Origin of the sequence: Burkholderia sp. CpTa8-5, from assembly GCF_017815045.1 — a bacterium.
Classification (GTDB): domain Bacteria; phylum Pseudomonadota; class Gammaproteobacteria; order Burkholderiales; family Burkholderiaceae; genus Burkholderia; species Burkholderia sola.
This window is the reverse complement of record NZ_JAGIQD010000003.1, coordinates 368,310-383,415: the sequence shown is the minus strand read 5'-3', so window position 1 is coordinate 383,415 and position 15,106 is coordinate 368,310. Positions and strand designations below refer to the sequence as shown.

Below are 15,106 nucleotides of genomic sequence, written 5' to 3'. Positions count from 1 at the left end.
GAAATGTACGCGCACAAATCGGATCGAACAATCTTTTTATAGTCCATTAAATGTTCCGCAATCCGTGACAATCGACATTTCGCTGCAATTTTGTGTCGTCGGCGCGACAAATCTGCCGCGGGCACGCCCGTGTCGCGCGCCGACCACACACTGCACCTGCACGCCGTGCTGCGCGCGCGCGGCGGTCGGTTAGAATCCCGTGCAATCAAACAGAAAGCTTCCCTCCGAGGGCAATCGAGCGATGAAGCAGCGCGACAAGCACAACAAAGAAACGAACCACACCCACCACACGACCCGGCTGCTCTGGCGCATCGGCGCCGTCGCGGCGCTCGGCGGCGCCGCCGCGCTGTCGCTGCATGCGGGCGCGGCGCGCACGGTGAGCGTGTCGCCGCAAGGCACCGTCACCGAAGTCCGGCAGAGCGTCGTGAAGTTCGACGAACCGATGGTCGCGTTCGGCTCGGCCTCTGCGCCGAATCCGGCGCGCGTGACCTGCAACGATTCGACGGCCGCGCGCGGCTCGGGCCACTGGCTCGACGACAAGACCTGGGTTTACGATTTCGAAAGCGACCTGCCGCCCGGCGTACGCTGCTCGGTCGCGCTCAACGACACGCTGCGCTCGGTCGCCGGCAATGCGGTCAGCGGCCCGCGTCGCTTCACGTTCCAGACGGGCGGCCCGTTCCCGGTGTCGGTGCGCCCCGGCTCCCGCGAGATCGAGGAGCGGCAGGTCTTCGTGATGAAGCTGAACGGCCCGGCCGAGCCGCGTTCGGCGCTCGCGAACATCTGGTGCGAAGCGGCCGGCATCGGCAACCGCATTCCCGTCACGGCCGCCGACGACGATGCGCGCAACGCGCTGCTCGATCACTTCGGGCTGAAGAAGGATGCCGCGCGCGTGCTGACGCTGTCGTGCGCGCAGGCGCTGCCGGCGAGCGCAAAGATGCAGCTCGTATACGGCAAGGGCGTCGCGAGCCCGAGCGGCATCGCGAACGAAACGGAACGGCGCTTCGATTTCACCGTGCGCGCACCGTTCGCCGCGAGCTTCTCGTGCGAACGCGAGAACGCGAAGGCGCCCTGCACGCCGCTGCGCCCGCTCACGCTGTCGTTCAACGCGCCGATCGCGCGCAAGCAGGCCGAAGCGATCAAGCTGCGCGGCCCCGACGGTTCGCTGTCGCCGACCTTCGCGGCCGACGATCACAGCGAGGAAGTGACGACCGTCACGTTCAACCCGCCGCTGCCCGAACAGGCGGCTCTCACCGTCGAGCTGCCGTCGGGCCTGCACGACGTGACCGACCGGCCGCTGTCCAACGCGGACCTGTTCCCGCTCGCGACGCGCACCGCGCCGATGCCGCCGCTCGCGAAATTCTCGTCGGGCACCTTCGGGATCGTCGAGCGCTTCGCCGAGCCCGGCACGCCCGCGCTGGTGCCCGTCACGCTGCGCAACGTCGAGGCCGACCTGCATATCGCGGGCCTCAACGCGGGCGGCGCGCAATTCGCGAACCTGAAGGTCGAGAACGACACCGCGATCCGCCAATGGATGCGCACCGTCGATCGCTTCGACAACTGGTCGATGACGGCCGGCTCGATCGACGACCAGATTCCCGGCCTGCTGGAGCGCAAGGGGCAACGCCCGGTCTACGTGCCGCTCGAGGCCGGCGAAAAGCAGCCCGCGCCGAAGAACCGCCGCATCGACGTGCGCTCGCTGTCGCTGCTCGCGGGCGAGCCCGGCGCGCAGGTGCTGACGCTGCCGAAGGCCGATCCGAAAGCGCTGCGCCCGTTCGAAGTGGTCGGCGTGCCGATCGACAAGCCCGGCTTCTACGTGCTCGAACTCGCGTCGCCCGCGCTCGGCCGCTCGCTGCTCGCGAAGCCGTCGAGCATGTACGTGCGCACCACCGTGCTCATCACGAACCTCGGCGTGCACCTGAAACAGGGCCGCGAGAACAACCTGGTGTGGGTCACGACGCTCGACAAGGGCAAGCCGGTGCCGAATGCGCAGATCCGCGTGTCGGACTGCAACGGCGACGAAATCGCGGCCGGCAAGACCGACGCGCAGGGCCTGCTGAAGATCGACGGGCCGTTCGAGCCGAAGCGCGCATGCAGTTCGTCGGAGCAGCGTTTCGACGACTATTTCGTGTCGGCCCGCGTCGACGATCCGAAGACGGGCCCCGACATGGCGTTCGTCAGCTCGGGCTGGAACCGCGGGATCGAATCGTGGCGCTTCAACGTGCCGACCGACACCGACAGCGCACCGACCGTGCGCGCGCATACCGTGTTCGACCGCACGCTGCTGCGCGCCGGCGAAACCGTGTCGATGAAGCATTTCATCCGCACCGAGACGCTGCAGAGCCTCGCGTTCCCGTCGCAATACCCGACGCGCGTGACGATCCGCCATCTCGGCACCGGCCAGACGTACAAACTGCCGCTCACGTGGGCGGCCGACCACAGCGCGGATTCGCAGTTCACGCTGCCGGCCGCCGCGAAGCTCGGCGAATACAGCGTCGAGCTCGAAGGCGGCCCGGACGATGCACCGACCGCCACCTACTACAGCGGCAGCTTCCGCGTCGAGGCGTTCCGCCTGCCGGTGCTGAAAGGCTCGATCGGCGCGCGCGACGCGCAGAAGAGCCCGCTCGTCGCCGTCAAGGAAGCGCCGCTCGCGGTGCAGATCGACTACGTGTCGGGCGGCGGCGCATCGAACCTGCCCGTGCAGGTGTCGGCGCTGATGAAGTGGGCGTCGCCGCCGTTCGCGGATCGTTTCGAGGACTTCAGCTTCACGCCGTATCGCCCCGACACGAGCGACGGCAACGCCGACGACGATGCGCAGGACGGCGACAACGCGTCGTCGTCGGCGTCGAGCAACGATCCCGACGCGACGAAGCTGATCGCCGACAAGCTGCCGCTGACGCTCGACCGCAACGGCGCGGGTTCGGTCACGCTCAAGGGCCTGCCGGACGTCGACGCACCGAAGCGCATCGCGCTGGAGGCAACGTTCGCGGACCCGAACGGCGAAGTGCAGACGATCCGCGGCGACACGATCCTGTGGCCGGCCGCGGTGGTGGCCGGCATCAAGGCCGGCCGCTGGGTGTCGGTCGGCCAGCGCGTGCCGGTACAGGCGCTGGCGGTCGACCTGCAGGGCAAGCCGCGTGCGTCGGTGCCGATCGAGATCAAGGGCATCGCACGCATCACGACGTCGTCGCGCAAGCGGATGGTCGGCGGCTTCTATGCGTACGACAACAAGAGCGATACGCGCGACCTCGGCGTGCTGTGCTCGGGCAAGACCGACGACAAGGGCCGCATGGCCTGCGACGCGACGCTCGAGCAGGCCGGCAACGTGCAGCTGATCGCGGTCGCGAAGGACGGCGACGGCCGCACGTCGAATGCGTCGACGTCGGTATGGGTCACGCGCGAGGACGAACTCTGGTTCGGCGGCGACAACACCGACCGGATCGACGTGATCCCCGAGAAAACGTCGTACGAACCGGGCGAAACGGCCCGCTTCCAGGTGCGCATGCCGTTCCGCTACGCGACCGCACTGGTTGCGGTCGAGCGCGGCGGCGTGATGGAAGCGCACATCGTCGAGCTGAACGGCAAGAACCCGACCGTCGACCTGAAGGTCGGCGAATCGTGGGGGCCGAACGTCTACGTGTCGGTGCTCGCGCTGCGCGGCCGAATTCGCGAAGTGCCGTGGTACTCGTTCTTCACGTGGGGCTGGAAGGCGCCGGTCGAATGGGCGCGCGCGTTCTGGCGCGAAGGCCGCCACTATGAGGCGCCGACCGCGTTCGTCGATTTGTCGAAGCCCGCGTTCCGCTATGGGCTCGGCGAGATCAAGGTCGGCACGGGCGTGCATCGCCTCGGCGTGACCGTGACGACCGACGCGACCCGCTACACCGTACGCAGCAAGGCGCAGGCGCACGTGAAGGTCACGCTGCCGAACGGCCAGCCCGCGCCGGCCGGCACGCAGATCGCGGTCGCGGCCGTCGACGAGGCGCTGCTCGAACTGATGCCGAACAACAGCTGGGATCTGCTCGACGCGATGCTGCGCCGGCGCGCGTACGGCGTCGAAACGGCCACCGCGCAGATGGAAATCGTCGGCCGCCGCCACTTCGGCCGCAAGGCCGTGCCGGCCGGCGGCGGGGGCGGCAGCGCGCCGACCCGCGAGCTGTTCGACACGCTGCTGCTGTGGAACCCGCGCGTGACGCTCGACGCGAACGGCAGCGCAACCGTCGAGGTGCCGCTGAACGACGCGCTCACGCGCTTCCGGATCGTCGCGATCGCGGCGGTCGGCCCGGACCGTTTCGGCACGGGCAGCACGTCGATCCGCAGCACGCAGGATCTGCAACTGATCTCCGGCCTGCCGCCGCTCGTGCGCGAAGGCGACGCGTTCCGTGCGCAGGTCACGCTGCGCAACACGACCGATCGCGCGATGCAGGTCGTCGTGACGCCGCGCGTGACGAGCCTGGACGTCGCGCCGCAAACCGTGTCGCTGGCGGCGAATGCGGCGACCGAGGTCGCGTGGACGATCACCGTGCCCGAGCAGGCGCTCGATGCGGCCGGTGCGCTGAACTGGCGCATCGAAGCGGCCGAGCAAGGCGGCAAGCGCGCGTCGGACGCGCTGGCCGTCGCGCAGAAGGTCGTGCCCGCGCTGCCGGTGACCGTGCAGCAGGCGACGCTCGCGCAGGTCGACGGCACGCTGACGGTGCCCGTCGCGGCCCCGGCCGGCGCTGTGAGCAACGCACAAGGCGCGCCGCGCGGCGGCATCGCCGTGTCGCTGCAGTCGAAGCTCGCCGACGGCCTGCCCGGCGTGCGGCGCTGGTTCGAACGCTATCCGTATCGCTGCCTCGAACAGCAGACGTCGCGTGCGATCGGGCTGCGCGACCCCGCGCAATGGCAGGCGCTGATCGCGCGCATGCCCGTCTATCTCGACAGCGACGGGCTGGCGAGCTACTTCCCGCCGTCGTCCGACGATTCGCATCATGGCAGCCCGACGCTGTCGTCGTATCTTCTCGTGGTGTCCGACGAAGCCAGCCGCCTCGACCCGCGCTTCGCGCTGCCGGAAGACCTGCGCACGCAGCTCGAGGCCGGGCTCGCGCGCTTCGTCGACGGCCGCCTCGAGCGCAACGCGTGGGCGCCGCGCCAGGATCGCGACCTGCGCAAGCTCGCCGCGATCGAGGCGCTGTCGCGCTACGGCGCCGCGCAGGGCCGCATGCTCGGTTCGATCGAGATCGCGCCGAACCAGTGGCCGACCTCGGCGGTGATCGACTATCACGCGATCCTCACGCGCGTGAAGGACATCCCGCAACGCGACGAGAAACGCGCGCAGGTCGACCAGATCCTGCGGGCGCGCCTGACTTACCAGGGCACGCAACTCGTGTTCTCGACCGCGCGCGACGACGACCTGTGGTGGCTGATGACCAGCAACGAGACCAACGCCGCGCGCCTCGCGCTGGAATTCGCGGGCGACCCGGCATGGAAGGACGAAATGCCGCGCGTGACCGCCGGCCTGCTCGCGCTGCAACGTCAAGGCGCATGGCAGACGACGACGTCGAACGCACTCGGCCTGCTCGCAGTCGAGCGCTTCTCGCGGACCTACGAGAGCACGCCGGTCGCCGGCGCGACGAAGGTGGCGCTGGGCGGCGAAGAGCGTTCGATCTCGTGGTCGCAAGCGGCATCGGCCGCGCCCGCCGATGCGCCTGCGTCGGCCACGCCGGCGACCCGCGCGGCCGCCGCGCGCAGCGTGCTGATGCCGTGGCCGCGTGCGTCGCAGGGGCCGGCCACGCTGTCGGTCACGCAGGACGGCACGGGCCGCCCGTGGGCCACGGTCGAAAGCCTCGCGGCCGTGCCGCTGCGCGCGCCGTTCGCGGCCGGCTACCGGATCACGAAGACCGTCACGCCCGTGTCGCCGGCCGTCAAGGGTGTGCTCACGCGCGGCGACGTCGTGCGCGTGCATCTCGACATCGACGCGCAGAGCGACATGACGTGGGTCGCCGTCAACGATCCGATTCCGGCCGGCGCGACGATCCTCGGGTCGGGCCTCGGCCGCGATTCCGAAGCCGCGATGCAGGGCGAGAAAACCCCCGACGGCGCGTGGCCGGCGTTCATCGAGCGCGACTTCGACGGCTATCGCGCGTACTACGACTATTTGCCGAAGGGCAAATTCTCGGTCGAGTACACGGTGCGGCTGAACAACGTCGGCACGTTCGAATTACCGCCGACGCGCGTCGAGGCGCTGTATGCGCCGTCCGTGTACGGTTTGTGGCCGAACCCGCCGATGACCGTGAAGCCGGCCGACGCGGGCAAGTAACCGGGCAAGCGATGATCGATCTGGCTTTGCCGCGGCCGGCGCGTTTCGCCGGCCGCGTATTCGTCGCCGTCGTGCTGGCCACGCCGCTCGTCGCGCATGCGCTGCCCGGCTACGACGACGTGCGCCGCAACTGGCGCAGCTCCGACTGGGTGCTGCTCGCGCGCGACGGCACGCCGCTGCAGCGTACGCGCATCGACCGCACCGAACGGCGCGGCGACTGGGTGTCGCTCGCCGACGTATCGCCCGCGTTCCGCGAGGCGATCGTCGTGTCCGAGGACAAGCGCTTCTACGAACACAGCGGCGTCGACTGGCGCGGGATTGCCGGCGCGGCATGGGGCAACCTGTGGAACGAGCGCACGCGCGGCGCGTCGACCGTGACGATGCAGCTCGCGGGCCTGCTCAGCGATTCGCCGCGCCGCTCGGGCCAGCGCTCGCTGCCGCAAAAGGCCACGCAGGCCGTGAACGCGCTGTGGCTCGAACGCAGCTGGCGCAAGGACCAGATCCTCGAGGCGTACCTGAACCTGGTGCCGTTTCGCGGCGAGACGATCGGGCTCGGCGCGCTGTCGCAGGTGCTGTTCGGCAAGGCGCCGTCGGGCCTCGACGCGCGCGAGGCCGCGATCGCCGCCGCACTCGTGCGTGCGCCCAACGCGGCGCCCGCGAAGATCGCCGAACGCGCGTGCCGGATCCTGCGCGACATGCAGGCCGCGCAGGCGTGCGCGTCGCTCGACGGCTACGTGCAGCTCGTCACCGCGCGCCCGGCCAACGCCGTACGCGACGACGGCGCCGCCCTCGCCCCGCATTTCGCGCGACGCATCGCGGCCGAGGTCAAGCCGGCGGCCGGCGCGCAGATCCGCACGACGCTCGATGCGCCGCTGCAGCGCTTCGCGCGCGACACGCTGATGCGCGCGCTGACCGAACTGAACGCACCCGCGCATCGGCGCAACGTGCAGGACGGCGCGGTCGTCGTGATCGACAACGCGACCGGCGAGATCCGCGCGTGGGTAGGCTCGTCGGGGGCGCTGTCGAGCGCGCGCGACGTCGATGCCGTGCTCGCGCCGCGCCAGGCCGGCTCGACGCTCAAGCCGTTCCTCTATGCGCAGGCGATCGACGAGAAACGGCTGACCGCCGCGTCGCTGCTCGACGACGCGCCGATCAACCTCGCCGCCGGCGGCGGCCTCTACATTCCGCAGAACTACGACAAGGATTTCAAGGGCTGGGTGAGCGTGCGCAGCGCGCTCGGCGGCTCGCTGAACGTGCCGGCCGTGCGCACGCTGGTGCTCGTCACGCCGCACCGCTTCGCGCGCACGCTGACCGCGCTCGGCCTGCCGCTCGCGCAGGAAGGCGATTACTACGGCTTCAGCCTGGCGCTCGGGAGTGCGGACGTCACGCTGCTGTCGCTGACCAATGCATACCGCGCGCTCGCGAACGGTGGCGTCGCGCGCAAGGTCGTCGACCTGCCCGCCACGGCGCCGACGCCGGCATCCGGCGCATCCGGCGCCTCGGCGCCCGCGCGGATGGACGCCGGCACGCGCGTGTTCAGCGACGCGGCCAGCTTCGTCGTCACCGACATCCTGTCCGACAACAACGCACGCGTGCGCACGTTCGGCTTCGACAACCCGCTCGCGACGCGCTTCTTCTCGGCGGTCAAGACCGGCACGAGCAAGGACATGCGCGACAACTGGACGATCGGTTTCACGTCGCGCTATACGGTCGGCGTGTGGGTCGGCAATGCGGACGGCTCGCCGATGTGGGACGTGTCGGGCGTCACGGGCGCGTCGCCCGTGTGGTCGGCCGTCGTCGGCTACCTGCATCGCGACCTGCCGAGCCGTGCGCCGCGCGCGCCGGCCGGCGTCGAGACGCGCCGCATCGCGTTCGAGCGCGACATCGAGCCGGCCCGCAACGAATGGTTCATCGCGGGCACGGCGGTCGACACGATCCGGCTCGCGGCGCCCGTCGCGCCAGGCAAGGACGGTGCGCGTGCGCCGCTGACGATCGGCGCGCCGACCGACGGCACGATCTTCGCGATCGACCCCGACATTCCGCCGAAGAACCAGCGGATCTGGTTCGAGCGATCGGCCGGGCACGCGACGAAGTTCGCGTGGCGGCTCGACGACAAGGTGATCGGCCATGCCGATCGCGTCGCGTGGCTGCCGTGGCCGGGCCGACACCGGCTCGAACTCGTCGATGCGCGCGGCAACGTCGCCGACGCGATCGGCTTCGAGGTGCGCGGCGCGTTCGCGAAGCCGGGTGCGCGCAAGCGCTGAGGCGGTGAGGCGGTCTTATCGGCCGGCCGTATTCGCTTTCCCCGGATCACGACATAGAATGACAACAGCGCCGCATTCCCCCACGCGCACCGGTTGCCTCATTCTCTCGGATTGCCCGCGACCATGAACATTCGCCTTACGCGCTTCACCCGCCCCGCGCTGCGCGTTTTGTGCGTCGCAACGCTCGCCGCCCTCCCCGCCTGCAACGGCGAGGCCTACTTCGGCGTCGACGCGTGCTTCAACGACAACACGCAAACCGTCTCGCTGTCGGGCACGGCCGCGACGGGCGACGCGCTCGCGAGCGCGCAAGTCACGGTCAACTGCGCGGCGGGCTCGGCAACGACGCTGACGGACGGCGGCGGCAACTACCATGTGACGCTCAACGCGGCGCTGCCATGCGTGATCACCGTGGCGTCGGGCGGCGCGAGCCTGCATTCGCTCGCCTATGCGGGCGGCACCTTCAACACGACGCCCGAGACCGAGCTGATGCTCGTCTATCTCGCGGCGCAACTCGGGACGAACACGGCCGGGCTGATCGGCAATTTCCAGAGCACCCTGCGCTACCAGCGGGCGATGAACAGCCCGGACACCGTGCAGGCCGCGCAATCGGCCGTGGTGACGAACCTGCAGCAGCGCTATGCGGTCACGCTCGCCGCGCCGGCGTTCCTGACCACGTCGTTCGTGGTCGGGCAACCGGGCGTCGACAGCGATCTCGTCGCGCTGGGCAAAGCCGGGGCGATCGATTCGAACGGACTGCCGGATCCGGTGGCCGTGTCGCTGTTGCAGCAGGCCGGGGCCGCCCATCCGCTGTAAGCGATGCGAGGGGGAGGAGAATCGACCGTCAGGCGCCGGCTTCGTGCGCGTCGTCGGCCAGCAACGCCCAACGCTCGTGGTCGCGCCATTCGCCGCCGATGCGCAGATAGCGCGGCGAAAATCCCTCTTGCCGGAAACCGAGCCGTCGAACCAGCGCGATCGACGCATGGTTGCCGGGCTGGATGTTCGCTTCGAGCCGGTGCAGCCCGAGTTCGCCGAACGCGACGTCGATCGCCGCGCGCAACGCGTCCGTCATCAGCCCCTTGCGGCTGAAATCCGCCATTCCGTAGTACGCAAGATAAGCGCTCTGAAACACCCCGCCGACGATCTCGTTGAGATTCACCACGCCGACCACCGCGCCCGACGCCCGCTCGCGCGCGACCAATCCGACGTTCGGCCCCGTCAGGCAGCGGGCGAACCATTGATCGAACCCGGCCTGGTCGATGAACGAATCGACCCACGGCAGATGATGGCTCCGGTTCGCGCGGTTGCCGGCGATCAGATCGGCGGCGTCGGACCGGGCGACGCGATTCAGCAGGATCCGGTTCATGAGTCGATCACCATCCGCGCTTACGCCGCCTCCCCCCGCCCGCACACCACCGGCGCCGCCTGCTGCTGCGACAGATACCGCAGCAGCTTCGTCACCATCCACACGACGATGAACGACAACGCGACGAAGAACACCGCGAGCGGCGTCAGCACGTGAATCGACACGAAACCGGCCAGACCCATCATCGCGGACGACACGAGCAGCAGCGCACAGCCGAGAATCGCGCTCGTCAGGCCGGCGATATGCGGAAACAGCGAATTGCCCTTGGCCATCAGCGTCGGATACATCGCGCCCGCGCAGAAGCCCATCACGAGCACCGGCGTCGCGAGCGTCCACACGCGCAGGCCGACGGTCAGCGCCAGCACCAGCATCGCGATCGACGCGCCCGCCATCACGCGCGCGCCGATACGCAGCCGTTGCTCGGCGCTCGGCAGCCCGCGGCCGTGAATCCGGTTCGACAGGCCGCCGAGGAAATACATGAGGCCGATGCCGAGCGCGAGATACCCGAAGAAGGTCGGCGGCTTGTGCAGCGTGGTCTGCACCATGAACGGCCCGACGATGTTGAACACCAGCAGGATGCTGTAGCACAGCCCCTGGGCGAGGAAACAGCTCTGGAACACCGGGCTCGCCAGCACCTTGCCCGTGTTCGCCATCAACGTGCGCGGCTCGAGATGCACGGGCCTCGGCAAGGTTTCGCGGTAGCGCCACAGCAGCGCCCACATCGCCAGCGAGTAGACCAGCAGGAACACGAGGCATGCGCGCCAGCCGAACCATTCCTGCAGGTGCGCGCCGATCACCGGCGCGATGATCGGCGCGAGCCCCCACGCGATCGACATGTAGGTGAACGCGTGCATCAACGCCTGGCCGGAGAACGAATCGGTGATGATCGCCTTCGCCAGCAGGTTGGTGGTCGCGATTCCGAAGCCCTGCAGGCAGCGCGCGAGTATGAACGTCTCGAGGTTCGACGCGCCCAGCGACAGCAGACAGCCGATCGTGTAGATCACGAGCCCGAACGCAAGCACGCGCTTGCGTCCGTAGGCGTCCGCGATCGGCCCGAAGATCAACTGGCCGAGCGCGTAGGCCGCCATATAGCCGGACACGCTCGACTGGATCGCCTGCGGCGTGGTCGCGAACGAACGGGCCATGTCGGGCAGCGCGGGCACGTAGATATCGATCGCGAGCTGGCCGGCGGACGCGAACAGGCAGATCAGGAACAGCAGGAAGCGCGGCGAATTCGACTCGCGCGCGGGAGTGGGCGTGGCGTTCATGAGGACCGGGAAGGAGGTCGGGCAGCAGTGCCGCACCGTCAGTGTTCGGATGTCGAACATGCGTGCGGTGGTGGCGAATTCCGTATTGTGCCCGTTGTTGCACCGGGCGACAGGATTACCCTGGCGCGGGCGAGGTTGAATGCCGATGGCGGCGCATCATGGAATGCGCGGATCGGGCCGACCGACGGCAGTTTTAATGTTGGTTTAAGCCGACGGTCGCATTGTCTCGGATGGCTCATTCCGTGAGCCGTACGTCATTGTTGATTCAGTCTCGTTTGATGGAGATACGAAGATGCGATTCCGTTCGTATATGGCGGCGGGCGCGCTGGCGCTGGTGCCCGTGTTCGCGCTGGCCGGGCAGGCCGGCGCGGCGGCGACCGCCCAACCGATGCTCGTCAATGTCGACGGGCAGGCCGTGCCCGTGAAAGCCGAAACGCGCGTCGTCCAGACAGCCGTCGGCCCGATGAAGGTCAGCACGTGGCGCTGGCGTAGCCCGCAAGGCGGCGCGAGCTTCGAGATGCAGACGTCGTCGTCGGGCGGCATGCCGCCCGCGGCGGCGTTGCGGCAAATACAGGCCGCGCAGTACCGGATGCAGGCGGCGCAGGCGCAGATGGTCGCGATGCAGCAGCAGATGATGGCGCTGCAGCACATTGCGCTCGCCAACGCGTTCGCGATGCCGATGCCGCAGCCGGTCGAGTTCGCGATACCGGCGTGGGCCGCTCCCCAACCGGTGCTCGTCATCGCCCCGGCACGGCCGCCGATGCCGTCGGCGGCACCGGCCGCACCCGCCGCGCGCGGCCCGGAGATCAAGGCCTGACGCGCTTCGCGCCGCTCGGCGCTCTGCGCTCGAACCGCCGGCACCTGCCGGCGGTTTTTCGTTGCGACGGCCGAATCAGTACTGCGCCTGATCCGTCGGATTCCTGAACAGCTGCTTCATCTCCGCCGACAGCGGATAGTTGAGGCTCACGCCCTTCGGCGGAATCGGCTGCATGAACCACTGGTCGTACAGCTTCTCGGCCGCGCCCGAGGTTTGCATCTTCGCGATCACGCCGTCGACCACTTGCTTGAACGCCGGATCGTCCCTGCGCATCATGCACGCGTAATTTTCGTGGACGAGCGGCGTGCCCGCGACCGTATACGCACCCGGATTGCGGTCCTTCGCGATCTCGCCGTACAGCAGCGGTTCGTCCATCACGAACGCGACCGCGCGCCCGGTCGTGACGTTCATGAACGCTTCGGCATGATCCTTCGCGCTGATGATCGTCATGTTCATCGCCTTCTCTTCGTTGAGCTTGCGCAGCAGACGCTCGTCCGACGTGCCGGCCGTCGTCGCGACCGTCTTGCCGGCCAGGTCCGCGAAGTCCTTCACGCCCGAATCCTTGCGCGTGCTGAAACGGATGCCGTACAGAAAGATGCTGTTCGAGAACGCGGCCTGCCTTTGCCGTTCGAGCGTATTCGTCGTCGACCCGCATTCGAAGTCGATCGTCCCGTTCTGCAGCAGCGGAATCCGGTTCTGCGACGTGATCGGGATTTCCTTCACCGCGAGGTTCGGCAGGTTCAGATCGGTCTTCAACCGGTCGATGATGCGCGACGCGATGTCGCGCGAATAGCCGATGTTCTTCTGCTGGTTGTCCGAATACGAGAACGGCACCGACGATTCGCGGATACCCAGCGACACGACGCCCGTGTCCTTGATCTTCTTCAGCGTACCGGTGAGGGCCTGCGCGTGCGCGGTGCCCGCCAGCGCGCAGGCGAGCGCAACGGCCAGCCAACGAAAGCGGCGATCCATGCTTTTCTCCTGACGAAACGTTGATCGAATCGCGATCGTACGCCCAACAAAATTCGCGCCGCATCGGGGAAAGCGTCAAGCGGCCGCTGTCGCGGCCTCACCGAGAAAATCGTTTCCGCGGCGCGCAAAAGCGCCTGTGCCGAACGTTTCGCCGGGTCGACCGCCTGCAATCTTGCACCCGATGAACAGATCACTCGTTCCAAACGCGCGTTCATGCTGCAAGACAGCATCGCAATCGTTTGCGTCTCGCCCCTTTTTCACACAAAACATATTCAAGAAGCCGCCTCATCAGCCGTTACCCAATGCATGGCGCGTCGCAGCAGCGCTGCGTGCGCCGAACAAAAACAAGGTCCGGTGTACGCCGGACCAGGCACCACCGCCGGCACGACGGTTATCTTCGAGGATCGACTTTCAACATGAAAGCCAAACGCTTCAATTTCGCGCTGGCGCGCCCCGCCCATGCGCGCATGCTCGCCGGTATGCTGTCCGCCGCCGCTCTCCTGCCCCTCGCCGGTTGCGGCGGAGGCGGCGGCGACGGCAGCAACCCTTCTTCGTCCAACGCGTCCCCCGCACCGACACCGACACCGGCCCCCGCTCCGACGCCCGCTCCCGCACCCACCCCGACCGCCCCGCCCACATCGTCCGGCGGCAATGCGTGCACGTCGCAGCAGGCCGCCGTACAGATGGCCGCGCAGACCGCACCGGTCGAGCCGCCGGTCGATCACCTCATCGTCAAGCTGAAAACGCTGACGGCCACGCGCGCGATGGCGACCATCGACAACGGCTCGCGACTCGATGCGGTGATCCAGCGTGCGATGACGCGCTGGACGGCGCCCGTGACCGGTAACGCACGCGCGTACGCGAGCACGGTCGGGCAAACGCCGGTGAACGTGCAGGTCGAACGAACGATCTCGAGCGGCGCGGCCGTGCTGTCGCTCGGTCAGCGCATGGCCGCCGCCGATGCCGCCGCGCTCGCCCAGGCGTTCGCGGCCGACAGCGATGTCGACTACGCGGAGCCGGATCACCCGATGCAGATCCGCGACACGCCGAGCGATCCGCTCTACAACCAGCAGTGGTACCTGTCCGACCCGGCCGCCGGCATCGACCTGCCACCGGCGTGGAACGTGACCAAGGGTTCGCCGACCGTCGTCACGGCCGTGCTCGATACCGGCTATCGGCCGCACGGCGACCTCGTCGGCAACCTGCTGTCCGGCTACAGCTTCATCAGCAACGTCAACACCAGCAACAACGGCTTGACGCGCGGCCCGGACGCAACCGATCCGGGCGACTGGGTCACGCAGCAGGAAATCGACAACGTCAACGGCCCGTACTATCACTGCGCAAGCCAGCCGAGCAACAGCAGCTGGCACGGCACGCGCGTGATGGGCGTGATCGGCGCGACCGCCAACAACGGCACCGGCGTCGCCGGCGTATCGTGGCTCGGCCAGATCCTGCCCGTGCGCGTACTCGGCAAGTGCGGCGGCGTGACGAGCGACATCGCGGACGGCATGCGCTGGGCAGCCGGCATCAACGTCGTCGGCGTACCGACGAACCCGCGGCCGGCGAAGATCATCAACCTGAGCCTCGGCGGGGTCGGCGCCTGCAGCACGACGTTCCAGCAGGCGATCGACGACGTGACCGCGAAGGGCGTGACCGTGGTCGTCGCGGCCGGCAACGACGGCCTGTCGACCGGGCTCGACCAGCCCGCCAACTGCCGCGGCGTGATCACCGTCGCCGCGACCGACGCGACGGGCCGCCGCGCATCGTTCAGCAACTTCGGCGCCGACGTCGCGCTGAGCGCGCCGGGCGTCAACATCCTGTCGACGTCGAACACCGGCACGACGACGCCGGGCTCGGACACCTATGGCCCCGCGAACGGCACCAGCCTCGCGGCGCCGCAGGTGACGGGGGTCGCCGCGCTGATGCTGTCGGTGAACGGCAACCTCACGCCCGCGCAGATCCTGCAGAAGCTGCAAGGCGGCACGCGCGCGGCGAAGCTCGCGGCCGGCACGTCGTGCACCGCGCTGCCCGCAGGCTCGGGCATCCTCGATGCAGGGGCCGCCGTCGCGACCGCGAACCAGTAACCGGCGCCTCGTTCGACACGGCCGCGCGCATGCCGACATGGGATGC

9 protein-coding genes are annotated in these 15,106 nt (G+C 68.8%); 6 read left to right on the top strand and 3 right to left on the bottom strand.

What is annotated here, in order from left to right; translation table 11 throughout:
- Window positions 1–241 precede the first annotated feature (241 nt).
- From J8I35_RS07895 to J8I35_RS07885, 3 genes are all read left to right on the top strand, one after another.
- Window positions 242–6,292 carry an MG2 domain-containing protein gene (locus tag J8I35_RS07895; protein WP_209924930.1) on the top strand — a complete coding sequence of 2,017 codons (6,051 nt, stop codon included), beginning with the start codon at window positions 242–244 and terminating at the stop codon, window positions 6,290–6,292.
- Between the two features lie 11 nt (window positions 6,293–6,303).
- On the top strand, window positions 6,304–8,556 hold the full coding sequence (gene pbpC / locus J8I35_RS07890; protein ID WP_209924929.1) for a penicillin-binding protein 1C: 2,253 nt from the start codon (window positions 6,304–6,306) through the stop codon (window positions 8,554–8,556).
- A 123-nt stretch (window positions 8,557–8,679) separates the two neighbouring features.
- Window positions 8,680–9,369, top strand: coding sequence for a hypothetical protein (locus J8I35_RS07885; protein ID WP_209924928.1), 690 nt, complete (start codon window positions 8,680–8,682; stop codon window positions 9,367–9,369).
- A gap of 28 nt (window positions 9,370–9,397) precedes the next feature.
- Here the strand turns inward: J8I35_RS07885 and J8I35_RS07880 are convergent, their stop codons facing one another.
- Window positions 9,398–9,919, bottom strand: coding sequence for a GNAT family protein (locus tag J8I35_RS07880; protein WP_089489434.1), 522 nt, complete (start codon window positions 9,917–9,919; stop codon window positions 9,398–9,400).
- Between the two features lie 20 nt (window positions 9,920–9,939).
- Window positions 9,940–11,187: a multidrug effflux MFS transporter gene (locus tag J8I35_RS07875; protein ID WP_050012797.1), complete on the bottom strand. Its 1,248-nt coding sequence runs from the start codon at window positions 11,185–11,187 to the stop codon at window positions 9,940–9,942.
- Window positions 11,188–11,479: 292 nt separating this feature from the next.
- On the opposite strand from J8I35_RS07875, the gene J8I35_RS07870 reads away from it, so the two are divergent.
- On the top strand, window positions 11,480–12,004 hold the full coding sequence (locus J8I35_RS07870) for a hypothetical protein (protein WP_209924927.1): 525 nt from the start codon (window positions 11,480–11,482) through the stop codon (window positions 12,002–12,004).
- A 75-nt stretch (window positions 12,005–12,079) separates the two neighbouring features.
- Here J8I35_RS07870 and J8I35_RS07865 read toward each other — a convergent pair whose 3' ends face one another.
- Window positions 12,080–12,976: a glutamate/aspartate ABC transporter substrate-binding protein gene (locus tag J8I35_RS07865; protein WP_089489435.1), complete on the bottom strand. Its 897-nt coding sequence runs from the start codon at window positions 12,974–12,976 to the stop codon at window positions 12,080–12,082.
- Window positions 12,977–13,189: 213 nt separating this feature from the next.
- Here J8I35_RS07865 and J8I35_RS07860 point away from each other — a divergent pair, with 213 nt between their 5' ends.
- Window positions 13,190–13,396, top strand: a complete 207-nt coding sequence (locus J8I35_RS07860) for a hypothetical protein (RefSeq protein WP_209924926.1) — start codon at window positions 13,190–13,192, stop codon at window positions 13,394–13,396.
- Window positions 13,393–15,060: a S8 family peptidase gene (locus J8I35_RS07855; protein ID WP_089489436.1), complete on the top strand. Its 1,668-nt coding sequence runs from the start codon at window positions 13,393–13,395 to the stop codon at window positions 15,058–15,060. Before J8I35_RS07860 ends, J8I35_RS07855 begins: the two co-directional genes overlap by 4 nt.
- Window positions 15,061–15,106: the final 46 nt, after the last annotated feature.